Origin of the sequence: Streptomyces xanthochromogenes, from assembly GCF_014650455.1 — a bacterium.
GTDB classification, from domain to species: domain Bacteria; phylum Actinomycetota; class Actinomycetes; order Streptomycetales; family Streptomycetaceae; genus Streptomyces; species Streptomyces xanthochromogenes.
The window spans coordinates 45,639-71,087 of record NZ_BMUZ01000001.1 but is presented as its reverse complement, the minus strand read 5'-3'; the positions used below and the strand labels follow the sequence as shown (position 1 = coordinate 71,087).

The following is a 25,449-nucleotide window of genomic DNA, read 5'->3' as shown; positions in this document are numbered from 1 at the left end:
GCTCGCGGAGGCGGCCCGTGTCCCCGGGGCCGTCAGTACGTCTGGAGTTCCACCAGGTTTCCGGCCGGGTCCAGGAGGTGCGCGGCGCGCATGCCCGGGCCCCACTCCGGCAGGTCCCGCACGGGCACGGCCACGGTGCCGCCCGCCTTCGCGCACAGCGAGACCGCGGCGTCGAGGGCGTCGCGCGTGGCCATGTGGATCACCAGGGACGCGCCCCCGCCCGGCATCCGGTCCTCGCCGAGCGCGGCGGCCATCGCGGATCGGGTGAACAGCGCGAGCGCGGTGCGGCCGTCGGGGGCATCCCAACTGGCGTATCCGGAAGCGGAGTTGCCGCGGGCGAGGGTGCAGCCGGTGAGGTCCGGCAGGACGGCGTCGTAGAAGCGGAACGCCGGTTCGTACGGGTCGACGAGAAGCCGCGGGTACGGAGGCTCCAGAGGGTCCATGCCCTCGAACCTAACCCGGAAGACGACCCTCCGCGGTGTGCCGGTGGTCACGCGCCCCGACCGCGGGCTCCCCGTCGTGCCGGGCGTACCGCTCGGCGATCAGCCGGGCGCAGGCCATGGACTCCGCACCGGCCGAGTCCACCTCGATGTCGTACCGCACCCCCACGTGCACGGACTCGGCCTGGCCCCGGGCCATGCCGGGGACGCGGTCGCCACGGGCGGTCTCGCGGCCCGCGGCCGTGTCGGGGTCGCAGCGCACCCCGACCCAGAGCACGTCGAGCCCGTCGAGGGCCTGCTGCCAGCGCTTCTGGGCGTCGGCGCCGTCGAGGAAGACCTCGTCGAGCACCACGTGGGCGCCGGCCCGCACCATCGCGGCCACCCCGCGTGCCCAGGCGTCCGAGAGCCGACGGTAGTCGGGGCCCACGGTCACCGTGCCGTCCGCTCCGATCTCCAGGCCGCCCTCGCCGCGGAGCGAGGCGGGCATGGCCGCGTCCACAGAGTCGACGCCGAAGGCGAGCCAGGCGCCGGGCAGCACGGCCTGCAGGCACCGGACGATCCCGGACTTGCCGGAACTGGACCCGCCGTTGAGCACGATCACCTGACACCCGGGCGTACGCGTCTGATCCGTCACGCGCGCCACGGTAGGCGCCGGCCCCGGCCCGGCCAAGCGAATTCCGCGCGCGATAGCCTGCCCCGATGCGGCGCATCCTCGTGGTCGGCAGTACCGGAGCCGGCAAGTCCACCCTGGCGCACGAGCTGGGCGAGCGGCTCGGGGTGCCGTACCACGAGCTGGACGCCTTGCACTTCGCGGGCCCGGGCTGGGCGCAGGACCCGGACTTCGCGGCCCGGGTGGCCGAGATCGCGGCCACCCCGGCGTGGGTCCTCGACTCGTACGGCACCCCCGATGTCCGCCCCCTGCTGTGGGAGCGCGCCGACACGGTGGTCTGGCTGGACTACCCCCGGCACGTCGTGATGCCCCGCGTGCTGCGCCGCTCGCTGCGTAGGACCGTACTGCGCGAGCGGATCTTCAACGGCAACCGCGAGACGCTGAGGGAGTGGTTCCGCGGCGACCACCCGGCCCGTTGGGCCTGGTCCCAGTACGCGCCCCGCAGAGCGGCCCTGACGGCTCTCACCACCGACCCGGCCCTCGCCCCGCTGCACACCCTGCGCTTCACGGCTCCGCGCGAGGCACGGCGGTGGCTGCGCACGATCGGGGCCGGCCGCGGCGAACGCCGGAAGGGCCCGGCCGGGTAACCCCGGTCGGGCCCTTCTCGATTCGCCGGTGCTCGGCCGCCCGAAGGCGCCCGGCCTGCGAACTCGGCCTGGATCAGGCCTTCTTGGTCTCCCAGAAGATGCGGTCGATCTCGGCGATGAGGTCGAGCGCCTTCTGTCCGGTCGCCGGGTCGGTCGACGCCTTGGCGGCCGAGAGGGCCTTCAGGGTGTCGTTCACCAGCTGGTGGAGCTCCGGGTACTTCTCGAAGTGCGGCGGCTTGAAGTAGTCGCTCCACAGCACCGACACGTGGTGCTTGGCGAGCTCCGCGCGCTGCTCCTTGATGACCACGGCACGGGCACGGAAGTGCGCGTCCTCGTTGGCCTGGAACTTCTCCTGCACGGCCTTGACCGACTCCGCCTCGATGCGGGCCTGGGCCGGGTCGTACACACCGCAGGGCAGGTCGCAGTGCGCGCTGACCTTCACCTTGGGGGCAAACAGGCGGGAAAGCATTGAGCTGTCCTTCCTCGTGATCGTCTTCTCAGGTGGGACATTACTCGGTGAGAGACGCGATTTCGCGGGTGCCCCCATGGGCTTAGGTCAAAAGTCCAGGGGCACCCCGGGACTCGTGGCGGAACGTACCGTGGGATCGGCGGCGGGGTGCCGGTGGCCGGGAGGTGGGTGAGGTATGACGGATGAGGGGCGGGAGCCGAGGGTGCCGTTGGGGATCGCGGAGGTCCTCGGGACCTCGATGGTTCCCACGCTGCTGCACGGGGATCAGCTGCTCGTGCACTACGGCGCGGAGCTGCGGATCGGCGACGTGGCCGTGCTGCGGCACCCGCTGCAGCAGGATCTGCTCATCGTCAAGCGGCTCATGGAGCTGCGCGAGAGCGGGTGGTGGGTGCTCGGCGACAACACCGACGACGAGGTCGTGGACAGCCGGGCCTTCGGTGCGGTGCCGGTCGACCTCGTGCTCGGACGCGTGCGCGGACGCTACCGGCCGATGGCGGCGGGGCGCCGGCGCACGGTCGGCTACCTGGCGTCCTGGGCGGTCTCCTCGGTGAGGCCCGTGCTGTCGGACCGCTCGGTCTCCAGACGCTTGCGGGCCCGGTAGGCGGCCACGTTGGCCCGGGTCGCGCACCGGTCCGAGCAGTAGCGGCGCGAGCGGTTGGTCGAGGTGTCCAGGTAGGCGTTGCGGCAGGGCGCCGCCTGGCACAGGCCGAGCCGGTCGACCCCGTATTCCGTGAGGTGGAAGGCGAGCCCCATGGAGGCGATCGCGGCGTAGCCCGCCGTCGCGTTCGAGGGGTGGTCGGCGAGGTGCATGTGCCACAGCGGGCGGCCGTCGTCGTCGCGGTGCTCGTGGCCCGACACCTGGGGGCTGACCGGGAATTCGAGCAGCAGCGAGTTCAGCAGGTCCACCGCCTGGACCTCCTCGCCCCGGTCCGCCGCCTCGAAGACCGCCCGCAGCCGGGCCCGTACCGAACGGAAGCGCGTCACGTCCGCGTCCGTCGCCCGGCGGGCCGCGGACTGGTTCCCGCCGAACAAGTCCCGGACCGCCTCGACCGAGGTCAGGGCGTCCTTGTTGCGGGCCGGCTCCTCGGTGTTGACCAGGCGCACGGCGTAGTCCGAGTAATAGGCCAGTTCCACTTGTAGTCCTTACGGCGGCGGTCTATGGTCTGAGCTGTCCACAAGTAACGGCTGGATACCCTTTGAGGGTATTACAGACTGGCTGTGTAGGAGGGATCGCGGTGTCGGAGACTGTCACTGGGGCCGGAACGGGCACCGACTGGCGGGGCTGGCAGGACAGCTGGGACCGGCAGCAGGAGTGGTACATGCCGGACCGCGAGGAGCGCTTCCGGGTCATGCTCGACATGGTCGAGGCCTGCGTCGGTCCCGCGCCGCGCGTGCTCGACCTCGCGTGCGGTACGGGGAGTATTACGGACCGGCTCCTCCGGAGGTTCCCGGACGCGGTCAGTACCGGGGTGGATCTCGACCCCGCGCTCCTCGCCATCGCCGAGGGCACCTTCGCGGGGGACGAGCGGGTCACCTTCGTCGCCGCCGACCTCAAGGACCCGCACTGGGTCCAGTCGCTCCCGTACGACTCCTACGACGCCGTCCTCACGGCGACCGCCCTGCACTGGCTGCACGCGGAGCCGCTCGCCGCGCTCTACGGGCAGGTCGCCGGGCTCGTCCGGGACGGGGGCGTGTTCATGAACGCCGACCACATGATCGACCCCGCGACCCCGCGCATCAACGCCGCCGAACGCGCCCACCGGCATGCCGGGATGGACCGTGCCAAGGCCGGCGGCGCCCTCGACTGGGCGCAGTGGTGGGCGCTCGCGGCCGCGGACCCGGCCCTCGCCGGGCCGACCGCCAAGCGGTACGAGATCTACGGCGAGCACGCCGACGGCGACATGCCCGCCGCGGGCTGGCACGCCGAGACCCTGCGCGCGGCCGGTTTCGCCGAGGCCCGCCCGGTCTGGGCATCGCCTTCGGACACCCTGCTGCTCGCCCTGAAGTAGCCGACGGGAAAGGGGGGTTACGGGCGCCGGCCCGTAACCCCCCTTGTTCATGCGGTCCTTACAGCACCTTCGACAGGAACGACTTCGTCCGGTCGTGCTGAGGGTTCGTCAGGACATCGCGCGGATGGCCCGCTTCGACGACCACGCCGTCGTCCATGAAGACCAGCGAATCGCCGACTTCGCGCGCGAAGCCCATCTCGTGGGTGACCACGATCATCGTCATGCCGTCCTCGGCGAGACCGCGCATGACGTCCAGGACATCGCCCACCAGCTCGGGGTCGAGCGCCGACGTCGGCTCGTCGAAGAGCATCAGCTTCGGGTCCATCGCCAGCGCGCGGGCGATCGCCACGCGCTGCTGCTGGCCGCCGGAGAGCTGCGACGGGTAGTTGCCCGCCTTGTCGGCGAGGCCCACCCGGTCGAGCAGCTTCAGGGCCCGCTCGCGGGCCACCGCCTTCGACTCGCGCTTGACCTGGACCGGCGCCTCCATGACGTTCTCCACGGCCGTCATGTGCGGGAACAGATTGAAGCGCTGGAAGACCATGCCGATGTCCCGGCGCTTCAGGGCGACTTCGCTGTCCTTCAGCTCGTAGAGCTTGTCGCCCTTCTGGCGGTAGCCGACCAGCTCGCCGTCCACGTAGAGGCGCCCGGCGTTGATCTGCTCCAGGTGGTTGATGCACCGCAGGAACGTCGACTTGCCGGAGCCGGAGGGGCCGATCAGGCAGAACACCTCGCCCTCGGCCACCTCCAGGTCGATGCCCTTGAGGATGTGGGCGGGGCCGAACGACTTGTGGACGCCCTCGGCCTTGACCATCGGTTGTGCAGTCATGGGGTCACCGCCGCCAGTGGGAGAGGGAGAGCAGGTTCGACTTGATGCGCTGCAGCGGTGTGGGCGGCAGGGAGCGCAGCGAACCGCGGGCGAAACGACGCTCCAGGTAGTACTGGCCGACGCTGAACACACTGGTCAGGGCCAGGTACCAGATCGACGCGACGAAGAGCATCTCCATCACCGCGAACGAGGTCGCCGCGACGTCCTGGGCGCTGCGCAGCAGATCCTGGTACTGGACGGCGACGACCAGGGACGAGGTCTTCAGCATGTTGATGAACTCGTTGCCCGTCGGCGGGATGATCACCCGCATCGACTGGGGGAGCACCACGCGGCGCATGGTCTGCATCTGGGTCATGCCGAGCGCGTGCGAGGCCTCGGTCTGGCCCTCGTCCACCGACTGGATGCCGGCCCGGACGATCTCCGCCATGTACGCACCCTCGTTGAGGCCGAGGCCGAGCAGGGCGGCGAGGAACGGAGTCATGACCGCGGTCATGTAGTCCTTGTAGAACCCGAGGTTGAGGATCGGGAAGATCAGCGCCAGGTTGAACCAGATCAACAGCTGTACGTAGACCGGGGTGCCGCGGAAGAACCAGATGTACAGCCAGGCGACCGAACTGGTCACCGGGTTCTTCGAGAGTCGCATCACGGCGAACAGCACGCCGAGGATCAGACCCACGGCCATGGAGACCACGCTGATCAGAATGGTGTGCCAGAGGCCGGTCAGGATGCTGCCGTCGAACAGCTTGTCCGTGACGGTCGCCCAGCGGACGTTGCCCTGGGCGAAAGCGTAGACCAGTGCGCCGAGCACGGCGACGACCACTACGGCGCTGACCCAGCGGCCGTAGTGGCGCACCGGGATGGCGCGGATGATGTCCGGCGGGACCTGCTCCGGGGCGGCGTCCGCCGGCCCCGGAGTCTTGTCGAGCTTGTCAGTCACAGCGACTGCCCTTCAGTGGTGCGCGGGTCAGGAGCCGCCGTTGATGGCTGCCTTGGTGACGGCGCCCTGCGCGCCGCCCCACTTGTCGATGGCCGTCTTGTACGAGCCGTCCTTGATGATCGCGTCGAGGGCCTCGGAGAGGGCGTCGCGCAGCTGGGTGTTCTTCTTGTCCACCGCGATGCCGAACGGGCCCGCGTCCGAGGGGTTGGCCACCGACTCGAAGTCGGCGCCGCCGCCCGCGGTCTTCGCGATGTACGCGGCGACGGGGGAGTCGTTCAGGTCGGCCACGGCGCCGCCGGCCTTGACGCGGGTCTGCGCCTCGGCGTCGCTGGAGAAGGCCTCGACGGTGAGCTTGCCCTTGCCGTCCTTCGCGCACTTGGCGACGAGGTCCTTGGCGGCCTGCTCGTAGGTGGTGCCGCGCTGCACGGCGATCGTCTTGCCGCACAGGTCGTCGGTGGACTTGATGCCCTCCGGGTTGCCCTTCTTGACCAGGATGCCGGTGCTGGCCGTGTAGTAGTCGACGAAGTCGACGCCCGTACCGGTCTTCTTGCCGCTGTCGTCAAGGCCCTGCTGGCGCTTCTTGGTGTCGCTCACCGAGGACATGACCGCGTCGTAGCGGCCGGTCGGCAGCGCGCCGAGCAGGGTCTCGAAGGTGCCGCTGGTGAACTCGAACTTCACGCCGAGCTGCTTGCCGAGGGCCGCGGCGATGTCGGGGTCGACGCCGACGATGGTCTCGCCCTGCTTGAACTCCATGGGCGCGTACGTGGCGTCCGTACCGACCTTGACGACGCCGGCCTTCTGGATGTTCGCGGGCAGCTTGGAGAAGAGCGGGGCGGACTTCGAGGCCCCGCCGGACGACTCGGGGGCCGAGCCCTTCTTCGTCTGGTCACCGCAGCCGGTCACCAGCAGGGCGCCCGCAACCGCGATCGCTCCGACCGCGGCAATCCGGGACTTCGGGGCGGTCGTACGGCGAGTGGTGCTTGCGGTCATGATCGGGTTCCTCCGGCAGGTGGTGAGTGGAGTGGCCGTGGAGTGCGTACGGCGACGAACGCACAGGTCCTGGGCGGTGGTCGGGCACGCGTCCTCGAGTGTCACGACCGCGGTGTGAACCGTGTGTGAAGTCGCATCTTGCCATTCGGACCCCTGAAATCAGGGTCGCAGCCATGTCAAAATCGGATAACGGGTCACCCCCCGAAGCCCACAAGGCCGGTACACCAAGGCGCACCGGGCCGGACCATGTGCGGAAAGCGTTCGCGGAGACCGGAAATCCTTCGGTTCATCTCGCGTTGTGGACATGTTTCGCGCCGCGTAGCCGACTTGTCGTGACATCCCACCAAGAGTCGTGTCACGGTACGGAGGCCGCTTGCGACCGTGCGTCCCCGCTGAGCCAAAATGGACTCGTCGGCGGACGCTTCTGTCCGGTAAGAAGGATCCTTACACCCCTCATCCGGGGCTCAGGGCGCGTGTGCGGCGCGCCCGCGCGTACGTACCTCCACCCCGCGGGGCGGGCCAACCGCCCTCAGCGGGGAACGTACGCGGGTCCGCCCACCCCTCCTCAACAAGGAGTGGCCACCCTCAACTGATGAAGACTTAAGGGGTAAAACACAATGGCAGCGGAGATCGTCAATCCTCGCAGCGACAGCAGCACGGAGGGTTCGGACGAGCCCTTCGACCCGGCCTTCGCGCTCCACCGCGGCGGCAAGATGGCCGTGCAGGCCACCGTGCCGATCCGGGACCGGGACGACCTGTCCCTCGCGTACACGCCCGGCGTCGCCAAGGTGTGCAGCGCGATCGCGGAGAACCCGGAGCTGGTCCACGACTACACCTGGAAGTCGCAGGTGGTCGCCGTCGTGACGGACGGTACCGCGGTGCTCGGGCTCGGTGACATCGGCCCGGAGGCGTCCCTCCCGGTTATGGAGGGGAAGGCCATCCTCTTCAAGCAGTTCGGCGGCGTCGACGCGGTTCCGATCGCGCTCGCGACCACGGACACGGACGAGATCATCGAGACCGTGGTCCGGCTCGCCCCGTCCTTCGGCGGGGTGAACCTGGAGGACATCTCCGCCCCCCGCTGCTTCGAGATCGAGCGCCGGCTCCAGGAGGCCCTGGACATCCCGGTCTTCCACGACGACCAGCACGGCACGGCCGTGGTCACGCTGGCCGCCCTGCGCAATGCCGCGAAGCTCACCGGACGCACGCTCGGCGACCTGCGCGCGGTCATCTCCGGCGCCGGCGCGGCCGGTGTCGCCATCGCCAAGTTCCTGCTCGAAGCGGGCCTCGGCGACGTGGCGGTCGCGGACCGCAAGGGCATCGTCAGCAGCGACCGTACGGACCTGACGGACGTCAAGCGCGAGCTCGCCGAGCTCACCAACAAGGCGGGCCTGTCCGGTTCCCTGGAGACCGCGCTCGCGGGCGCGGACGTCTTCATCGGCGTCTCCGGCGGTACGGTCCCCGAGCCCGCGGTCGCCTCCATGGCGCCGGGTGCCTTCGTCTTCGCGATGGCCAACCCGAACCCCGAGGTGCACCCCGACATCGCGCACAAGTACGCCGCTGTCGTGGCCACCGGCCGCTCGGACTACCCGAACCAGATCAACAACGTGCTCGCCTTCCCCGGCATCTTCGCGGGCGCCCTCCAGGTCCGGGCCTCCCGGATCACCGAGGGCATGAAGATCGCCGCGGCGAACGCGCTGGCCGACGTCGTGGGCGACCAGCTCGCCGCCGACTACGTCATCCCGTCCCCGTTCGACGAGCGGGTCGCCCCCGCCGTCACCGCGGCGGTCGCGGCCGCCGCCCGCGCCGAGGGCGTGGCCCGCCGCTGACCGGCCGGGTCCTTCTCCACCTGCCGTGCCGGGTTCCCTTCGGGGGAGCCCGGCACTGCTGTTTTCCCGGTCCCCGACGGCGTGCGGGGCGTCACAGCCGTGGGAGGTTCCGGCGGCCGGGCCGCGCGCTCTAGGGTCAGGGCCATGTTCGCCGCATACGCCGCCCGCATCGACCGTGACCAGCCGCTCAGCGGCCTTGAGTTGGGGGAGCGGCCGGCCCCCGAGGTACGCCCCGGCTGGACCCTCGTCGACGTACGGGCCGCCTCCCTCAACCACCATGACGTCTGGTCGCTGCGCGGGGTCGGGCTCTCCGAGGACAAACTGCCGATGATCCTCGGCTGCGATGCGGCCGGGGTGGACCAGGACGGCAACGAGGTCGTGCTGCACTCGGTGATCGGCCAGAGCGGCCACGGCGTTGGCCCCACCGAGGGCCGCTCGATCCTCACCGAGAAGTACCAGGGCACCTTCGCCGAACAGGTCGCCGTGCCCACCTGGAACGTGCTGCCCAAGCCGAAGGGGCTGAGCTTCGCGGAGGCCGCCTGCCTGCCGACCGCCTGGCTGACGGCGTACCGGATGCTGTTCACCAACGCCGGTGTGCGGCCCGGGGATTCGGTCCTGGTGCAGGGCGCGGGCGGCGGCGTGGCCACCGCCGCGATCGTGCTCGGCAAGGCGGCGGGCCTGAGGGTCTTCGCGACCAGCCGCGACGAGCACAAGCGCAGGCGGGCGGTGGAACTGGGCGCGGTCGAGGCGTACGAGCCCGGGGCGCGGCTGCCGCAGCGGGTGGACGCGGTGATCGAGACCGTGGGCGCCGCGACCTGGTCCCACTCGGTCAAGTCCCTGCGCCCCGGCGGCACTTTGGTCATCTCCGGCGCCACCAGCGGCGACCGCCCCGCGCACGCCGAACTGACCCGCATCTTCTTCCTCGAACTCAAGGTCGTCGGCTCCACGATGGGCACGAAGGACGAGCTGGAGGACCTGCTGGCCTTCTGCGCGGCGACGGGCGTACGCCCCGTCATCGACGAGGTGCTGCCGCTGGACCGGGCGCGGGAGGGCTTCGAGAAGGTGGCGTCGGGGGACCTGTTCGGGAAGGTGGTCCTCACGGTGGGGTGAGGGTGGTCCGGGGTGTCCGCCGGTCCTGGGGGCCGCGACCCCGCGCGGAGCACCGTGCGGGGTCGCGGCCTTTCGCGTGGGCGCTGATGTAGGTGTCCACGCCGCTATTCACGTAGGTACTCACACCGGTACTCACACCGGTACTCATGTCAACCAGGGTTGACACTCTCCTTCTTGTCAACGTAGATTGACAGGCGTGACCGAGGCAACCGATCTCGCCGCACGAGCCGGCGACCGCGACCCGAGGGTCGGACTGCGAGCCGTCGCCGCGCTGCGACGGCTTCTGGAACAGCTCGAATCCGTACAGGTACGAAGCGCCCGCAACCAGGGCTGGTCATGGCAGGAGATCGCCGCCGAGCTGGGGGTCAGCCGCCAGGCCGTCCACAAGAAGCACGGGAGGACTTGATGTTCGAGCGATTCACGGTGGACGCGCGCGGGGTGGTGGCGGGCGCCGTCGAGCACGCATCGCGTGCCGGGTCCCCGGTGGTGACCGAGGAACACCTGCTGCTCGCCCTCCTCGACCGCGAGGGCACGAGGGCGTCCTTCGCGCTCGCCTCCCTCGGCGTGACCGACCGCCGCGCCGAACTCGCGGAGGCGCTGGCCGCCGGGCGGCGCCGGGGCGGCATGTCCAGGGCGGAGGAGGACGCGCTGGCCGGCCTCGGGATCTCCGTCCAGGAGATCGTGGCGAGGGTGGAGGAGGTCCACGGCCCCGGCGCGCTGTCCGGCGAGACGCTGTCCGGCGAGACCCGGGGCAAGGCGTGGCCCTCGGGCCGGCCCTCCTTCACGAAGGGCGCGAAGAAGGTACTGGAGAAGGCGCTCGGACTGGCGGTCGCCCGCAGGCAGAAGCACATCGGGGATGAGCATCTGCTGCTCGCGCTCGCGGTGCTGCCGGGGCTGGCGGGGGAGGCCCTGGCGGAGTGCGGCGGGACGTACGCGAGCCTGGCCCGACTGCTCTCGCCCCCGGCCGCCTGACCCTGCCCCCTGGGCGCGGGCCTGTTCGCGCAGTTCCCCGCGCCCCTGGCCCCGCGTTCGGCTGGGGCTGTGGGGGGCTGGTTGCGCAGTTCCTCGCGCCCCTGAAACCCGATTCCACCTGCGGGCCGCGGGGAGCCGTTCGCGCAGTTCCCCGCGCCCCTAAAGGCCTCGGTGCTGGCCCGCATCGGGGTATTTCAGCCCGTCCGGCGTTTGAGGACGAGCGCCCTCAAGGCGCGATCGGGGTCTGGGGCGGAGCCCCAGGGGGAGCCGGAACCACCAACCCCGGGTCACGGGCGGGAGGGTGGGCACCCCCCCGGCCCGGTCAGGGGCGGAGCGCCGCGCCGATGTGGCCCGCCGCAGCGGCCAAGTGGCGCCGGGCCTCAAGCAGTTGGGCCTCCGTCACCCCGTGGTCCCGGGCCGCATCCCGGATCTCGTCCCGGAACCGATCGAGCAACCGGTCGAGATCCCGCACCGGGTCACCGGACGGCTCCTCCCGCGCCCACTCCGGCCAGGCCTCCGGCCCGGCCTCCGGCCGCGGCTCGCCGAGATCCACCTGCTCGTCCGCCTCCGACGGCGCCGCCTGGCCGAACCCGAACCGCCCGAACTCCTTCGTGATCTCGGCGAGCCCGTCCCGTACCCCCTTGGGCCAGTCGCCCCGAGCGAAGTGCTCCTGCACCTGGCGCTGGACGTTCTGGGCGACGCGCTGCATCTCCTCGTACGCCTTGTCCTGCGCCTCCTTGGCCTGGCGCCGAGCCTCCTTGGCCTCGTCGCGGGCCCGCCGGGACTCGTCCTTGGCCCGGCGCGCCTGCTCCTTCCACTCCTGCTTCGCGCGCTTGAACTCCTCCTTGGCCTGCTGCCACCCCTCCGCGTCGCCCCACGAGCCGTCGAAGAAGTCGGAAGCCTCGGGGAACCCCCTCCGGGCACCACGGCCCGCACCGGCACCGGCACCCGCGCCCGCACCGGCACCCGCGCCCGCACCGGCGCCCGCCCCAGCCCCGGCGCCCGCCCCGGTCTGCCCCGTACGGGCGTCACGGGCCGCCCGGCGCATGTCGTCGCGCAGGCTGCCCGCCGCACCACGTACGTCGTCGCGGATCTCGGCGGCGAGTTCGGAGACGGACTCGCGGATCTCCAGCTCCAGATCGGCGAGTTCACCGCCCCGGCCCGCCAACTCCGCGCGGCCCGCGTCGGTGATCGAGTAGACCTTGCGGCCGCCCTCGGTGGTGTGCGTGACCAGACCCTCTGCCTCCAGCTTGGCGAGCCGGGGGTAGACCGTGCCGGCGCTGGGCGCGTACAGCCCCTGGAAGCGCTCTTCGAGCAGGCGGATCACCTCGTACCCGTGACGCGGAGCCTCGTCCAGCAGCTTCAGCAGGTAGAGACGCAGACGTCCGTGGGCGAAGACGGGGGGCATGTCAGAGCACCTTCTCGTTCGGATCGGCCGGGCCGGACTGGTCATCGGGCGAGGGTGCTTCCGCGAAGTGCGGCTCCTCCTCCGCCGGCCTGCGCAGGAGCGCGATCGAGCCGGAGACCGTCGTCGCCCTCAGCGTGCCCGTGCCCGCCCCCAATGTGCCGGTGATCTTCTTCGTGCCCCACTGCCCGCTGATCCGCAGGTCCTCGAACGCGCTGGAGACCGCCCCGCTCGTGGTGTTGGCCTCGACGTGCGCGTCGGCCGGGTGCGGCAGTCGGATGGCCACCTCGCCCGAGACGGTGGTCAGCCGGATGTCGGTGGACTTCGCGCGGGGGTCGAGATCGAGCAGCATGTCGCCGCTCACCGACTCCGCCTGTACGTGGCCCCCGGCTCCCTCGATGACCGTCAGGTCGCCGGAGACCGACTTGAAGTGCAGTTCGCCGGTGACCGCCTGGGCCTCCAGGTTGCCGGACACGCTCTCGGCCCGGACCGGTCCGGCGAGCTTGACCAGGGTGGCGTCGCCGCTGACCCCGCGTACCTCGGTACGTCCGCGGACCCCGGACACCACGGCCCCCGCGCCGACCGTCCCGACCTCGACATCGGCACCGGCGGGCACCGCGAGCGAGACCACGGCGCTGCGGCTCCAGCTCTTGCGCTCCAGCCACTTGAGGATGCCGCGCCAGGGCAGGTCGTCATAGCCGACGGTGAGCGTGGAGCCCTCCCGCGTCACGATCAGCGGCGGTCCCTCGACCGCCGAGACCTCCAGCCGGGCGGAACTTTCCTCGGTGCCGACGACGTTCACAGTTCCGTTGACGATGCGGACCTGGACCTTCGTCACCGGCCCGGCGGCGGACGCGTCGAAGGTGAGCTTCCGCGAATCTGGGACGGCCCACGTGGACTCGGACATGTGCTGACCTCCTGAGCGCTGTGACTGAACAGGGCGAGGAACGATGGCTGCGGCTGCGGCTGCGGCTGCGGCTGCGGTGAAACGGTAGACGCAACATATCGCGTCTCTCGCTAGACACGATATATCGCGGTTGTCGAAAGTCAAGACGGTCCGGGTCGGTCCGGCCGGTTCGGGCCCACCCGCCGTCATGCACCCGAACCGCACCCTTGCTGCCGTGCACCCATACGCGGCCGTACAAGGAGAAAACGCCCCAAAGGTGACCTAGCGTAGAGATCATGCCCGTCGCCGATGCCGCCGCCCCCGGTGCCCTGCTCCTCTGCCGTGCCGAGCCTCCGGTGGTCCGACCGGTCGCCCATCTGCTGCGCGAGCGCATGCTGCTGGCGCCGGCGGGGGACGGCTGGAGCGTGCTCGTCCCCGCGGCCAAACCCTGGCTGACCGGCGCGGGCCCGGTCGACGAGGTGCTGGCGGGCTGGGCGGGCGCGCTCACCGTCGCGGCGGGCCGGCCGGTGATCGCGCTGTGGTGGGACGACACCCGGGCCGGCTACACCCTGGCCTCGGGCTTCCGCCGGACGGTCGGATACGTCTGGCTGTCCGACGGCACACCGCTCGGCGAGGGCGAGGCGATGCGTACGTTCGCGGCCCGGCTGGGGCTCGATCCCGTACACGACATGGAGGCGCTCGACGGCCTGACCCGCCCCGATTCCGCCGCCGACGCCCGGGCCCGCCTCCTCGGCCTGATCGCGATCCTGGCCCGCACGGGCGTCGTGCTGCCGGCCGGACTCGGCCCCGGGGAACCGACGGACCGGCTGCGTTCGGTGGCCGCGGCGCACGGTGCCGAGGCGATCGAATGGTCCGGCTGGCGCGATGCCATACGCGCCGAACTCGACGCGGTCGAGGAGGGGCCGCTCGGCCCCTGGGTGCGGGGCCCCAAGGCCCGCCTGGTCGGCGCGGTCCAGCTGGCCGCGGGTCTCCCGCTCACGGCCTGGGGCCTCGTCCGCCGAAGCGGCGGCTGGACGACGGCGGGCGCGGTCCTGCTCGCCCACGGCGCCCTCGGCCTCGCGTACGACCGGATGCGGGCCCGGCCGGGCGCCTGATCCGGGCCGGGCGCCAGACCGGTAGCGCGGCCGGTATCGCGACCGGCATCCCGATACGCAGGACGCGTGGGGCCGTTCCGCCGGGGACGGCTGGACGGGACGCCCGGACTACTCGTCCTCGTCCTCGTCGTCGAGCCGGGCCAGCCAGGTGGCGAGCCGCTCCACCGGGACCTCGAAGTCCGGGTTCAGATCGACGAAGGTGCGCAGCTGCTCGGCGAGCCACTCGAAGGTGACCTCCTCCTCGCCGCGCCGCTTCTCCAGCTCCTCGATGCCGCGGTCGGTGAAGTACACAACTTGCTCCTGGGACGCCGTACCGGATGTTCGCCCTTCAGCGTATCCGGCGCCCGCCGCCCCCGTTGAACGCCCTTTGCGTCCGCTTGGGATCCCCATGGGTCGATCATCGGAGCGTCGCTGATAGCTTCCGATCGATTTGTGTTCTGGGGGGAGATTCGGTGAAGGTTCAGGTATTCACGACGCGCCAAGCGGTGAGCGCGTCCGTTTTCGCGGGTGGTGTGCTGTTCGCCATCGCCGTCAGCCTTTCGTCCGCCGTCCTCCAGGCCGTGATCGGAGTGGCCGCGCTGGCTCTGGTCGTACGGTTCCTCGCGTTGCCCTCCCAGGTGTGGGTGCGAATCGACGCCGACGCCATCTCGTGGCGGACGCCGCGGTCCGGCGTGAAGAACGGTTTGCCGCCGTCCGGCACCGTGGCCCTGTCGGACGTGGCCGAGGCCACCGTGGTCAGGGACCGTACGACCATACGGACCTTCGGGGCTGCCAAGCAGATGGAAATGCGGGGCGTGCGGCTGACCCTGCGGTCCGGGGAGACCGTCATGCTGCCGGTCCGCGCCGCCGCCGCCAATGTGAGCGCCGCGTCGCCGCTCCGGCGGCTCGTCGACGAACTCCGGCGTCAGCACCCCGAGTTGGCTACCGGCCTCGCCGTGCCGACCATGTGAGCGGCCCGGTATCCCGATTCGCCCGGCGGGTCCGGGGTACCGCGAGGTCACCGTGCCCGAGCGTTTCCGCGGGGCCATCCCGGGACGCGGCCGGCGGATCCGGTCGTCATGATCGGGATCTGACAGGGCCCGCACAGCGTTGTGCGAGTACGGGACGGCTGACGGAGGTGGCTTCGGATGTTCGGTGGGCTCGGCGAGATTTTCGCGCCCGGGCGGCGGCACACGGAAGAGGAGCGCCGGCGTCAGGAGATCACCCTCGACGAGGTCGGCGACTCCGATCCCGGCCGTGGCCCGATAGACCTGGCCAGCGGCAGCGTGGTCATACGGGTGTCCCCGTCCCCGAGCGGGGGTGCCGGGCCCACCCATGAGGACGCCGTGGCACCGGACGGTGACGGTCCCGTAGGCCCCACAAGCCCTGCAAGCCCCGCAGACCCTGGCGGTCCCGCTGGGCACGACGGCCCCGGTCCCGATCCTCACGCTCCCGTGGCCCGCGACGACCCCGGCGCCCCCGACGATCACGACGGCGCGCGCTGAGCACGCCTGTCCATACCGAAGGGCCCGGCATCCCGATTCCACGGGATGCCGGGCCCTTCGGCGTGCGTACAGCCGTCGGCGACCGGTCGTGACCGGTCGCCGACCCGCCGGTGCTAGGCCTCGAAGACCTCGTTCACCAGCTGCTCCTGCTCCTGCTCGTGGCGCTTCTTCGAGCCCACCGCCGGGGACGAGCCGTGCGGCCGCGAGATGCGGCGCAGGCGCTCGCCGTGCGGCACGTCCGCGCCGACGGCCAGGTCCAGGTGGTCGATCAGGTTGAGCGCGATGAACGGCCAGGCACCCTGGTTCGCCGGCTCCTCCTGGGCCCACAGGTACTTCTCGGCGTTCGGGAACTTGGCGATCTCCGCCTGGAGCTCGGCACCCGGCAGCGGGTACAGGCGCTCGATGCGGATGATCGCGGTGTCCGTCGCGCCGCGCTTGTCGCGCTCGGCGGCCAGGTCGTAGTAGACCTTGCCCGCGCAGAAGACGACCTTGCGGACCGCGTTGGCGTCCACGTGCTCGTCGCCGATCACCGGGCGGAAACCGCCGTTGGTGAACTCCTCGGCCTTCGACGCCGCCGCCTTCAGACGCAGCATCGACTTCGGGGTGAAGACGATGAGCGGCTTGTGGTGCGGGTTGTGGACCTGCCAGCGCAGCAGGTGGAAGTAGTTCGACGGCAGCGTCGGCATGGCGACCGTCATGTTGTTCTGCGCGCACATCTGGAGGAAGCGCTCCGGGCGGGCGGACGAGTGGTCCGGGCCCTGGCCCTCGTAGCCGTGCGGCAGGAGCAGCGTGACGCCGGAGGTCTGGCCCCACTTCTGCTCGGCCGAGGAGATGAACTCGTCCACGACCGTCTGGGCGCCGTTGACGAAGTCGCCGAACTGCGCCTCCCACATCACCAGGGACTCGGGACGGGCCAACGAGTAGCCGTACTCGAAGCCCATCGCCGCGTACTCGGAGAGCAGCGAGTCGTAGACGTTGTAACGCGCCTGGTCCTCGGACAGGTACATGAGCGGGGTGTAGTCCTCGCCCGTGACCTGGTCGACCAGGACCGCGTGGCGCTGGCCGAAGGTGCCGCGGCGGGTGTCCTGGCCGGAGAGCCGGACCGGGACGCCCTCGATGAGCAGCGAGCCGATGGCCAGGGTCTCGCCCATGCCCCAGTCGATCGTGCCGTCCTCGACGGAGGCGGCGCGGCGCAGCATCTGCGGCATCAGACGCGGGTGCACGGTGATCCGGTCGGGGATGTTCACCTGCGACTCGGCGATGCGCTTGACGACCTCCTGGGAGACCGCCGTCGACACCGCGACCGGGAACTGGGCCTGCGCGTCGGTCGAGTGGATCTCGCCCGGCGCCGAGGTGGCCTCGCGGACCTCCGCGAACACCTTCTCCAGCTGCCCCTGGAAGTCCTGCAGGGCCTGCTCGGCCTCTTCCAGGGTGATGTCGCCGCGACCGATGAGCGACTCGGTGTAGAGCTTGCGCACCGAGCGCTTCTTGTCGATCAGGTTGTACATCTGCGGGTTGGTGAACTGCGGGTTGTCGCCCTCGTTGTGACCGCGACGGCGGTAGCAGATGAGGTCGATCACGACGTCCTTGTTGAACGTCTGGCGGAACTCGAAGGCGAGCCGCGCGACGCGGACCACGGCCTCCGGGTCGTCGCCGTTCACGTGGATGATCGGCGCCTCGATCATGCGGGCCACGTCGGTGGCGTACATGGAGGAGCGCGACGACTCCGGGGCGGCGGTGAAGCCGACCTGGTTGTTGATGACGATGTGGACCGTGCCGCCGGTGCGGTAGCCGCGCAGCTGCGACATGTTCAGGGTCTCGGCGACGACACCCTGGCCGGCGAAGGCCGCGTCACCGTGCAGGGCGACGGGCAGGACCGTGAAGTCCGTGCCGCCCTTGTTGATGACGTCCTGCTTGGCGCGGGCGACACCCTCCAGGACCGGGTCGACCGCCTCCAGGTGCGAGGGGTTCGCGACGAGCGAGACCTTGATCTGCTCGCCGTCCAGGCCGGTGAAGGTGCCGGAGGCGCCCAGGTGGTACTTCACGTCGCCGGAGCCGTGCATCGACTTCGGGTCGAGGTTGCCCTCGAACTCGCGGAAGATCTGCGCGTACGACTTGCCGACGATGTTGGCCAGGACGTTCAGCCGGCCGCGGTGGGCCATGCCGATGACGACCTCGTCCAGGCGCGACTCGGCGGCGCTGTCGATGACGGCGTCGAGCAGCGGGATGACCGACTCGCCGCCCTCAAGCGAGAAGCGCTTCTGGCCGACGTACTTGGTCTGCAGGAACGTCTCGAACGCCTCGGCCGCGTTCAGGCGGCGCAGGATGCGCAACTGCTCCTCGCGCTCCGGCTTGGAGTGCGAGCGCTCGACGCGGTCCTGGATCCACTTGCGCTGCTTGGGGTCCTGGATGTGCATGAACTCGATGCCGGTGGTGCGGCAGTACGAGTCGCGCAGGACGCCGAGGACGTCGCGCAGCTTCATCAGGGACTTGCCGGCGAAGCCGCCGACCGCGAACTCCCGCTCCAGGTCCCACAGGGTGAGGCCGTGCTCGGTGATGTCCAGGTCGGGGTGCTTGCGCTGGCGGTACTCCAGCGGGTCGGTGTCGGCCATGACGTGGCCGCGGACCCGGTAGGAGTGGATCAGCTCGAAGACGCGGGCGGCCTTCGTGACGTCGTCGTCGTGCGAGGCGTCGATGTCCTTGAGCCAGCGGACCGGCTCGTAGGGGATGCGCAGCGCCTCGAAGATGTCGTCGTAGAACTCGCTGTCGCCGAGCAGCAGGTTGGCGACGATCCGCAGGAACTCGCCGGAGGCCGCGCCCTGGATGACCCGGTGGTCGTACGTCGAGGTGAGGGTCATCACCTTCGAGATGCCCAGCTTGTTCAGGGTGTCCTGCGAGGTGCCCTGGAACTCGGCCGGGTAGTCCATCGAGCCGACGCCCATGATGACCGACTGGCCGGGCATCAGACGCGGCACGGAGTGCACGGTGCCGAGGCCGCCGGGGTTGGTCAGCGAGACGGTGACGCCGGTGAAGTCGTCCATCGTCAGCTTGTTGTTCCGGGCCCGGCGGACGATGTCCTCGTAGGCCTGCCAGAACTCGAAGAAGTTGAGCGTCTCGGCCTTCTTGATGCCGGCGACGACGAGCTGGCGGTCGCCGTTGGGCTTCACCAGGTCGATGGCCAGACCGAAGTTCACGTGGTCCGGCTTGACCAGGGTCGGCTTGCCGTCCTTCTCGACGAACGAGTGGTTCATCGACGGCATGGCCTTGATGGCCTGCACCATCGCGTACCCGATGAGGTGGGTGAAGGAGACCTTCCCGCCCCGGGCGCGCTTGAGGTGGTTGTTGATGACGATGCGGTTGTCGAACAGCAGCTTCACCGGGACGGCGCGCACGGACGTGGCCGTGGGCACCTCAAGGGAGGCGTTCATGTTCTTGGCGACCGCGGCGGAGGGACCGCGCAGCGTCACGTACTCGGGACCGGCCGGGGCCTCGGTCGCCGGAGCGGCGGCGGGCTTGGCGGGCGCGGCGGCGGCCGCGGGCTTCGCCGGAGCGGGAGCCGGGGCGGCGGCCGGAGCCGCGGCCTTCACCGGCGCCGGTGCGGCGGCCGGGGTGGCCGGCGCCGCGGGTGCCGGGGCGGCCTGGGCCGGAGCCGCGGGAGCGGCCGGAGCAGCAGCGGCAGGCGCGGCTGCCGGGGCCACCGGGGCCGCGGTGGGAGCACCCTGAACAGGGTTGTCCGCCGTGCCGGTGGCACCCGGCTTGTAGTCGGCGAAGAAGTCCCACCAGGCACGGTCGACCGAATTGGGGTCCTGGAGGTACTGCTGATAGATCTCGTCGACAAGCCACTCATTGGCACCAAAGCCGGCCGCAGGGTTCTTGCCCTGCCCGTCTTGGTCGGTCGAGACGCTCGAATTACTGGGGGACTGAGACGACACGGCGGTAACCGCCCTCTTCCGCTTCACAAGGTGATGGACAGCGGAAATAAAGGCTACGCCTTGCCGGCGTGGACGTGCAGGCCGGGCTTGCCACAGTCGCGTAAGTCACACCGGAACCCTGGTTTCGGGGCGTGAAATGGCGGGAAACAAGCGTGGTTCCGCTCCTGTGCGGGCCGCTCCGGGTACGCGACAGTGCGGCTACGGCCCCCTGGCCCGCACCCTGAACGACCGCTTCCGCTGATGACCACGCAGAACGGCTGCTTCCGGTTCGAACTTTACGTCAACTTTGCTGGCGGGGAATGCCCGGGAGGGTGACCTGGATCCGGCATCCGCGCGTCGATTCGGCCACGCCGATCCGGCCACCGTGAAGATCCACCGCCCAGCGCGCGATGGCGAGGCCGAGCCCCGTGCCGCCGTCGCTGCCGGGGCCGTGCGGGGCGGTCGCGGTGCCGCGGTTGAACCGTTCGAAGACCCGGTGCCACTCCGACTGCGGTATTCCGGGCCCCTCGTCCAGGACCTCCAGGTCGAGCGACTCGGGCTGGGGGCCGCGCCGGGCCCGGACCGTCACGCGGCCGTGCGGCGGGGAGTGCTTGACGGCGTTGTCGATGAGATTCGCCACGACCTGGTGCAGTCGCTCCGCGTCCGCGTGCGCGGTCAGCTCGGGCGGTGACACGTCCAGGTGCAGATGGACGTCGGTGCGCTGGTGGTTGCCCGAGCCGGAGGACAGCTTGCGCTGGGCGGCGGCCAGATTGGCCTCCTTGAGGACGCCCGACAGATACGGCCACACCTCGAAGCGGTGGGCGCGCAGCGTCACCACGCCGTTGTCCAGGCGGGACAGGTCGAGAAGGGTCTCGACCAGGCGGCCCAGGCGCTCGGTCTGCTTGAGGGCCGTGCGCATCGTCTCCGGGTCGGCGGCGGAGACCCCGTCCACCACGTTCTCCAGGACCGCGCGCAGCGCCGCGATGGGCGTGCGCAGCTCGTGGGAGACATTCGCCACGAGTTCCTTGCGGTGCCGGTCCACGGCCTCCAGGTCGTCGGCCATGCGGTTGATGGTGCCGGCGAGGTCGCCCAGCTCGTCGCGCCGGTCGGCGCCGCGCACCCGGCGCGTGTAGTCGCCGTGCGAGATGGCACGGGCGACCGTGTTCATCTCGTCCAGCGGGGCCGTGAGCCCGTGCGCGACGAACTGGGTGATCAGCAGGGTCGCTATCACCGAGAAGACGGTGATGAAGCGGAGCTCGGTGCGGGTCTGCAGGGCCACCATGAGCAGCCCTGTGGTGATGAACACGGAGACCACGACGAGCGTGCCGAGCTTGGTCTTGATCGATATCGACACCGACCGCAGCCCGGCCGCTATCCGGCCGCGCAGTCCGCGCCGGGCCCTGGCCCATCCGCCGCGTCTGGCGGGCTCGTCCCAGCCGGGCCGCTCGCCGCTGCCGCGCAGCTGCCGGGCCCGGTCTCCGGCCCGGCTCATGGCGCCGGGGTCTCCAGCGCGTAACCCACGCCGTGGACCGTGCGGATCCGCTCGGCGCCGATCTTGCGGCGCAGCGCCTTGATGTGGCTGTCCACGGTCCGGGTGCCGGAGGCGTCGGCCCAGTCCCAGACCTCGGCGAGCAACTGCTCGCGCGACAGGACGGCGCGCGGCGTGTTCGCCAGGCAGCTCAGCAGGTCGAACTCGGTCGGCGTGAGGTGGACGTCCTCGCCGCGCACCCGTACCCGGCGCTGCGCGTGGTCGATCTCCAGCTCGCCGAGCCGGAGTATGCCCGTGCGCGGTGTGGTGGCGGCCAGCGCGGCACGCTCCACCCGGCGCAGCAGGACGTGCACCCGGGCCGCGAGCTCGCGCATCGAGAACGGCTTGGTCATGTAGTCGTCCGCGCCGACGCCGAGCCCGACCAGCATGTCGGTCTCGTCGTCGCGGGCCGTCAGCATGAGGACCGGCACGGGCCGGCGGGCCTGGACCCGGCGGCAGACCTCCAGGCCGTCGAAGCCCGGCAGCATGATGTCGAGGACCATGAGGTCCGGTTGCCAGGCCTCGGCCGTGTCGACGGCCGCGGGGCCGTCGAGGGACGTCTGGACCTGAAAGCCCTCGGCCCGCAGACGGGCCGCGATGGCGTCGACGATCGTCGTGTCGTCCTCGACGACCAGCACCCTGCGCTGGGCGCCGGGTGTCGCCGCGACGCCGTTGTGGCCGGTGTGTGTCTGCTCCATCGGTTGCCCCGCCCTGACTGTGCTCGCCCGGGGATCCGTGGGGTGATCCCCTGTGTCGCTCAGAGACTAGAGGCACTTTCCGTATCTCGGCTACGCAGGGCGAACACCGAGATGGACCACGTCAGGGACGCCCCGGGCAACTCGGATCTCTTTGGTATGTACCCCAGTGAATCCGGCATTCCGGAGCGCCTGCTCGAAGGCGTGGGACGGCTGTGCGGACCACACGGCAAGCACTCCGCCGGGTCTCAACCGCCGTGCGCAGTCGGCGAGTCCGGCCGGTGAGTACAGTCCGTCGTTGCCCTCGGTGACCGTCCAGTCGGGCCCGTTGTCGATGTCGAGGCAGAGCGCGTCGAAGGTGTCCTGGGCGGTCCGTACGTAATCGACCAGATCCGCCTGGATGATCCGGGTACGCGAATCGGACAGAGCCGGGCCGGAAACGGCGCCGAGCGGGCCCGTGCGGTGCCAGTCGATGATGGCCTCCTCCCGCTCCAGCACGGTGATGTGGCCCCAGCGGGGGTCCTGCGCCGCATGTGCGAGGGAGAAGCCGACTCCGAGCCCGCCGATGAGAACCGAAGGGTCTGGGGTGCCTGGCAAAAGTGTGTCGTACGCCGCATCGACGAGCAGGCGTTCCGAGCGGCCGTCGGACGTGTCCATGAGGAAGCACCCGTTGGCGATGATCTCGAAATGCGCGCCGCGCTGCCGCAGCACGACTTCTCCGTGCGGTCCCTGCCGCCGGTCGAGGGTGGCGATGTCGTCCATGCCCGTGAGGATGCCGTGTCCGACCGCGCCGCGCACGCGAGTTGAAGGTCCCGTACGGCTGGCGTGGCGCGCCCCGGACGCTCAGGATGTGTCAAAGGTTGTCCGATGTGGCGCACGCCATAGACGGGCCCGGAGACGATCACGGAAGGTGAGCCGTTGTAAGGCAGGTAAGCGAGAACGGAACACGGCCGGGGATCGCGGGCGTGGCTTGATTCGGGGCGCGTACACGGTGTCCCGGGGAAGGGGCCTCTCCCGGTGCACCCGCTCGAAACCCGGCAGTCGGCCGCGTCGTCTCCACCGCTGCCCGCCGTCGTCACCGCCGCCGGTCCCGCGCTGGACGCGATCCCGCCCCAGCGGCCCTGGCCCGAGCCCGCGGAGCCGTCCCCTTCCGATGCCGCTGTGGCGGCCACCGGTCCGGAGCCGCTGCGGTCGCCGGGCGCCGGAACGCGCGGCGGACTCGCCCGGACGCTGAGGCTGCTCCCCTCGCCCGCCACGATCCCGTTCGCCGTCGGCTACGCGGTGCTGCTCCTGGCGACCTCGCTCTACAGCGAGTACGGCGATCCGCACACGGTGAGCGCGCTGCTGCGCGGGTCGAGCACCGATGTGGCGCACCTGTCCACGGCACCGGTCCTGGCGATCTTCGCGAGCGCGCTGTGGATAGCCGGCGGCATCGCCTCTCCGTACGCGATGGTGTTCCTCTTCGTGCTGGCCGCCCTTGAGCGGCGGATCGGCGGCTGGCGCACGGCCGGTGTCTTCCTGCTCGGCCATGTCGTGGCGACCCTGGCCACCGAGCTTCCGGTGGCGGTCTCGGTCCTGGCGGGCCACCTTCCCGCGAGCTCGCTGCACCGCCTGGACTACGGCATCAGCTTCGGCCTGATGGCCACGGTCGGCGCCCTCGCGGGGCTGCTCGCCCCGCTCCTGCGCTGGGCCGCCCTGGCCGTCGTCGGCGCCCTGCTGCTCCAGGACCTCCTGGAGATGGCCGAACCGTTGGCGGCCTGGGGCCATCCGGTGGCCCTCCTGGTGGGCATCGCCTGCTGGCCGGCGGTACGGCGGGTGCGGCTCACGCCGTCGGGCTGACCCCGGCGTGCTCGTGCGCCCACTCACCGGCCCGGTCGTCCGGTCGCCCGAACCGGGCCAGCACGTGCCACAGCTGCTTGACGTACTGGAGCACCTCGTCCCCGCTGCCGAACTCGGCCCAGGCCCGCGGCTCCCGTACGACGGACGCGGCGGCATGGCCCAGCGTCTCGGCGCGCAGCAGGCCGTCGGCCGCGTAGGCGCGGCAGACGCGCGCGGCCAGCGCAGGCATCGCGGGCCCGCGGAACTCGGCGTCCACCTCGTGCGGCGCGAGCACGAACCCGGCGTGCCACTCGATCGGCACCCCGGTCGACGCCAGCAGCCGGGCGGTCGCGGTGCCCCGGAACGACGGGTCGAGCACGATCGCCTCCGCGTCCCGGGTGAGGACGACCGGGCCGTGCACCTGGGCCTCGACATAGCCGTCGAGGACCCGCCCGTGCGCCCCGGAAGGCACCCCGAGCACGTCGGTCCCGTCTTCCGCGAGTGCCGCCAGGACGCACCAGAAGGCGTCGGCGGTCCCCACGTCCTTCGGCCCGAGGTGGCTGTCACCGTGGCAGAAGGTGGCCCGCCGGTTCACCTCGGCGCGCAGCCGCACATGGCAGGCGCCGAAGCGGGGCGCGGCGCCGTCCGCGTGGCCGAGCAGGTTGAGCGCCCCGTACTTGGGCCGCTCCTCGGGCCGCACGCCCTCGGCGTGGTACGCGCCGCCGAACAGGTCCCGCTCCCACTCGTCCCGGGCACCGCCGGGGAAGGCCGTACGACCGCCGTTGGACAGGCCCGTCTCGTACTGGCTCCGGTAGACCGCGTCCACCGCGAGCGCCTCGGCGACCGTGCGCCCGTCGGTGGGGCGCGGCCGGTCGGGGTGGAAGTTGAGGGTGATCCGCGCCCGCTCCATGACGTGGGAGGTGAGCGCCCGGGCATCCGTGTCGCCGAGCCGGCTTCCGGCCCGGGAGGCGGCCGACCGTGCGGTGGTGCGGACATGGGCGAGCGCGGCGCTCTGGGCGCGGGTGAGCCTCATGCGGCCGAATGTAGGTGAGCGGGCCGGGCGCCCGCCCCGGGTTTTCCGGCGGCGGTCAGCCCACCGACGGCTTGCGGACCAGGCTCGCCATGGGGGAGCGGGTCTCCCAGCCCAGGGCGGTGTAGAGGGCGCGGCCCTCGGGGGTGCCGACCAGGATTCCGGTGCCGGCGCCCGCCTCGTGGGCGGTGTTCTGCAGGGTCCGCATCACCAGGCTGCCAAGACCCCGGCGCCGGTGGTCGCCGGAGGTCTCGATCTGGTCGGCGACGGCGGTCGGACCGGTCGGCGCGATCTGGCCGCGGGCCGCGAAGTGGCCCTCGTCGGTGCGGACGAGGACGCGGGTCACACCGCCCCGAGTCCACGACGTGAGGGTGTAGCCGGCCGGCACCTCGGGACGTTCGGCGGTGAGCGGGACCGTCATCAGGTAGCCGGGCTTGTCGAACTCCCAGCCCGCGCCGAGCCAGGGCCGGACGGTGTCGTCGTCCGCGAAGAGCTTCAGCCAGGTGCCGGGCGCGCTCGTGGCGGCTACGAGCGCGCGGACGTCGGTCTCGGCGGGGTCGGGCAGTACGTGCCGGGACACGTGGTGGGCCTGTCCGGCGTCGATGGTCCAGCCCCAGGGGCGGTCCATCGGGTCGGAGGTTCCGCGCGACACGACCCAGCCGTCGATCCAGGCCCGTACCAGGGCGGCCGTCCGGGCCGGGTCCTTCGTCGCTGCCGCCATCGCCGTCGATGTCATGTCCG

At 71.2% G+C, this 25,449-nt stretch carries 27 protein-coding genes; 11 read left to right on the top strand and 16 right to left on the bottom strand.

Annotated features, from left to right (window positions below):
- Positions 1–32 precede the first annotated feature (32 nt).
- Positions 33–443: a VOC family protein gene (locus IE267_RS00325; RefSeq protein ID WP_189761832.1), complete on the bottom strand. Its 411-nt coding sequence runs from the start codon at positions 441–443 to the stop codon at positions 33–35.
- 10 nt (positions 444–453) lie between these two features.
- Positions 454–1,041 (bottom strand): chloramphenicol phosphotransferase CPT, encoded by a 588-nt coding sequence (gene cpt, locus IE267_RS00320; RefSeq protein WP_189762130.1) that lies wholly within the window; start codon positions 1,039–1,041, stop codon positions 454–456.
- Between the two features lie 98 nt (positions 1,042–1,139).
- Between cpt and IE267_RS00315 the strand changes: the two genes are divergently transcribed.
- The gene (locus IE267_RS00315) at positions 1,140–1,697 is read left to right on the top strand and encodes a P-loop NTPase family protein (RefSeq protein ID WP_189761831.1); all 558 of its coding nucleotides are present in this window, start codon (positions 1,140–1,142) and stop codon (positions 1,695–1,697) included.
- Between the two features lie 73 nt (positions 1,698–1,770).
- Here IE267_RS00315 and sodN read toward each other — a convergent pair whose 3' ends face one another.
- On the bottom strand, positions 1,771–2,166 hold the full coding sequence (gene sodN, locus IE267_RS00310; protein WP_053730656.1) for a superoxide dismutase, Ni: 396 nt from the start codon (positions 2,164–2,166) through the stop codon (positions 1,771–1,773).
- Between the two features lie 175 nt (positions 2,167–2,341).
- On the opposite strand from sodN, the gene sodX reads away from it, so the two are divergent.
- Positions 2,342–2,767 (top strand): nickel-type superoxide dismutase maturation protease, encoded by a 426-nt coding sequence (gene sodX, locus IE267_RS00305; protein WP_167157012.1) that lies wholly within the window; start codon positions 2,342–2,344, stop codon positions 2,765–2,767.
- Here sodX and IE267_RS00300 read toward each other — a convergent pair.
- A complete protein-coding gene (locus IE267_RS00300) occupies positions 2,686–3,300 on the bottom strand; it encodes a CGNR zinc finger domain-containing protein (protein ID WP_161257826.1) in 615 nt (204 codons plus the stop codon). The genes sodX and IE267_RS00300 overlap by 82 nt on opposite strands.
- Positions 3,301–3,485: 185 nt before the next feature.
- On the opposite strand from IE267_RS00300, the gene IE267_RS00295 reads away from it, so the two are divergent.
- Entirely contained in the window at positions 3,486–4,175 is a 690-nt protein-coding gene (locus IE267_RS00295) for a class I SAM-dependent methyltransferase (RefSeq protein ID WP_167159528.1), read from the top strand.
- Between the two features lie 58 nt (positions 4,176–4,233).
- Here the strand turns inward: IE267_RS00295 and IE267_RS00290 are convergent, their stop codons facing one another.
- The 3 genes from IE267_RS00290 to IE267_RS00280 are packed head-to-tail and all read right to left on the bottom strand — an operon-like array spanning position 4,234 to position 6,928.
- Positions 4,234–5,001 (bottom strand): amino acid ABC transporter ATP-binding protein, encoded by a 768-nt coding sequence (locus IE267_RS00290; protein ID WP_167157008.1) that lies wholly within the window; start codon positions 4,999–5,001, stop codon positions 4,234–4,236.
- A 4-nt stretch (positions 5,002–5,005) separates the two neighbouring features.
- Entirely contained in the window at positions 5,006–5,938 is a 933-nt protein-coding gene (locus IE267_RS00285; protein WP_167157006.1) for an amino acid ABC transporter permease, read from the bottom strand.
- A gap of 27 nt (positions 5,939–5,965) precedes the next feature.
- Positions 5,966–6,928, bottom strand: a complete 963-nt coding sequence (locus tag IE267_RS00280; protein ID WP_189761829.1) for an ABC transporter substrate-binding protein — start codon at positions 6,926–6,928, stop codon at positions 5,966–5,968.
- Positions 6,929–7,545: 617 nt separating this feature from the next.
- On the opposite strand from IE267_RS00280, the gene IE267_RS00275 reads away from it, so the two are divergent.
- The 4 genes from IE267_RS00275 to IE267_RS00260 all read left to right on the top strand — a co-directional run bounded on the left by IE267_RS00275 (position 7,546) and on the right by IE267_RS00260 (position 10,836).
- The gene (locus tag IE267_RS00275; RefSeq protein WP_161253341.1) at positions 7,546–8,754 is read left to right on the top strand and encodes an NAD(P)-dependent malic enzyme; all 1,209 of its coding nucleotides are present in this window, start codon (positions 7,546–7,548) and stop codon (positions 8,752–8,754) included.
- Positions 8,755–8,898: 144 nt separating this feature from the next.
- Entirely contained in the window at positions 8,899–9,864 is a 966-nt protein-coding gene (locus tag IE267_RS00270) for a zinc-binding dehydrogenase (protein ID WP_161253344.1), read from the top strand.
- 196 nt (positions 9,865–10,060) lie between these two features.
- Complete coding sequence (locus tag IE267_RS00265) at positions 10,061–10,270, top strand: helix-turn-helix domain-containing protein (protein ID WP_100579604.1); 210 nt, start codon at positions 10,061–10,063, stop codon at positions 10,268–10,270.
- A complete protein-coding gene (locus IE267_RS00260) occupies positions 10,270–10,836 on the top strand; it encodes a Clp protease N-terminal domain-containing protein (protein ID WP_189761828.1) in 567 nt (188 codons plus the stop codon). The genes IE267_RS00265 and IE267_RS00260 overlap by 1 nt, the downstream gene beginning before the upstream one ends.
- 322 nt (positions 10,837–11,158) lie before the next feature.
- On the opposite strand, the gene IE267_RS00255 is transcribed toward IE267_RS00260, so the two are convergent.
- Entirely contained in the window at positions 11,159–12,244 is a 1,086-nt protein-coding gene (locus tag IE267_RS00255) for a PadR family transcriptional regulator (protein WP_189761827.1), read from the bottom strand.
- A gap of 1 nt (position 12,245) precedes the next feature.
- Complete coding sequence (locus IE267_RS00250; protein ID WP_189761826.1) at positions 12,246–13,148, bottom strand: DUF4097 family beta strand repeat-containing protein; 903 nt, start codon at positions 13,146–13,148, stop codon at positions 12,246–12,248.
- A 275-nt stretch (positions 13,149–13,423) separates the two neighbouring features.
- On the opposite strand from IE267_RS00250, the gene IE267_RS00245 reads away from it, so the two are divergent.
- Positions 13,424–14,242: a hypothetical protein gene (locus tag IE267_RS00245; protein ID WP_189761825.1), complete on the top strand. Its 819-nt coding sequence runs from the start codon at positions 13,424–13,426 to the stop codon at positions 14,240–14,242.
- 108 nt (positions 14,243–14,350) lie between these two features.
- On the opposite strand, the gene IE267_RS00240 is transcribed toward IE267_RS00245, so the two are convergent.
- On the bottom strand, positions 14,351–14,533 hold the full coding sequence (locus IE267_RS00240) for a DUF6104 family protein (RefSeq protein ID WP_003961784.1): 183 nt from the start codon (positions 14,531–14,533) through the stop codon (positions 14,351–14,353).
- A 161-nt stretch (positions 14,534–14,694) separates the two neighbouring features.
- On the opposite strand from IE267_RS00240, the gene IE267_RS00235 reads away from it, so the two are divergent.
- Positions 14,695–15,192 (top strand): hypothetical protein, encoded by a 498-nt coding sequence (locus IE267_RS00235; RefSeq protein ID WP_167156997.1) that lies wholly within the window; start codon positions 14,695–14,697, stop codon positions 15,190–15,192.
- Between the two features lie 177 nt (positions 15,193–15,369).
- The gene (locus IE267_RS39350) at positions 15,370–15,726 is read left to right on the top strand and encodes a DUF6191 domain-containing protein (protein WP_229860540.1); all 357 of its coding nucleotides are present in this window, start codon (positions 15,370–15,372) and stop codon (positions 15,724–15,726) included.
- A 113-nt stretch (positions 15,727–15,839) separates the two neighbouring features.
- Here the strand turns inward: IE267_RS39350 and IE267_RS00230 are convergent, their stop codons facing one another.
- The 4 genes from IE267_RS00230 to IE267_RS00215 form a co-directional block, all read right to left on the bottom strand.
- Entirely contained in the window at positions 15,840–19,658 is a 3,819-nt protein-coding gene (locus IE267_RS00230) for a multifunctional oxoglutarate decarboxylase/oxoglutarate dehydrogenase thiamine pyrophosphate-binding subunit/dihydrolipoyllysine-residue succinyltransferase subunit (RefSeq protein WP_167156995.1), read from the bottom strand.
- A 280-nt stretch (positions 19,659–19,938) separates the two neighbouring features.
- Positions 19,939–21,129, bottom strand: a complete 1,191-nt coding sequence (locus tag IE267_RS00225; RefSeq protein ID WP_229860539.1) for a HAMP domain-containing sensor histidine kinase — start codon at positions 21,127–21,129, stop codon at positions 19,939–19,941.
- Positions 21,126–21,863 (bottom strand): response regulator transcription factor, encoded by a 738-nt coding sequence (locus IE267_RS00220; protein WP_189761824.1) that lies wholly within the window; start codon positions 21,861–21,863, stop codon positions 21,126–21,128. The genes IE267_RS00225 and IE267_RS00220 overlap by 4 nt, the downstream gene beginning before the upstream one ends.
- 90 nt (positions 21,864–21,953) lie before the next feature.
- The gene (locus IE267_RS00215) at positions 21,954–22,622 is read right to left on the bottom strand and encodes a spermidine synthase family protein (RefSeq protein ID WP_189761823.1); all 669 of its coding nucleotides are present in this window, start codon (positions 22,620–22,622) and stop codon (positions 21,954–21,956) included.
- A 255-nt stretch (positions 22,623–22,877) separates the two neighbouring features.
- On the opposite strand from IE267_RS00215, the gene IE267_RS00210 reads away from it, so the two are divergent.
- Positions 22,878–23,699, top strand: a complete 822-nt coding sequence (locus IE267_RS00210) for a rhomboid-like protein (RefSeq protein WP_189761822.1) — start codon at positions 22,878–22,880, stop codon at positions 23,697–23,699.
- On the opposite strand, the gene IE267_RS00205 is transcribed toward IE267_RS00210, so the two are convergent.
- Positions 23,683–24,711, bottom strand: a complete 1,029-nt coding sequence (locus tag IE267_RS00205) for a DUF3626 domain-containing protein (RefSeq protein WP_189761821.1) — start codon at positions 24,709–24,711, stop codon at positions 23,683–23,685. The genes IE267_RS00210 and IE267_RS00205 overlap by 17 nt on opposite strands.
- Before the next feature lie 55 nt (positions 24,712–24,766).
- Entirely contained in the window at positions 24,767–25,444 is a 678-nt protein-coding gene (locus tag IE267_RS00200; protein WP_229860538.1) for a GNAT family N-acetyltransferase, read from the bottom strand.
- Positions 25,445–25,449 lie beyond the last annotated feature (5 nt).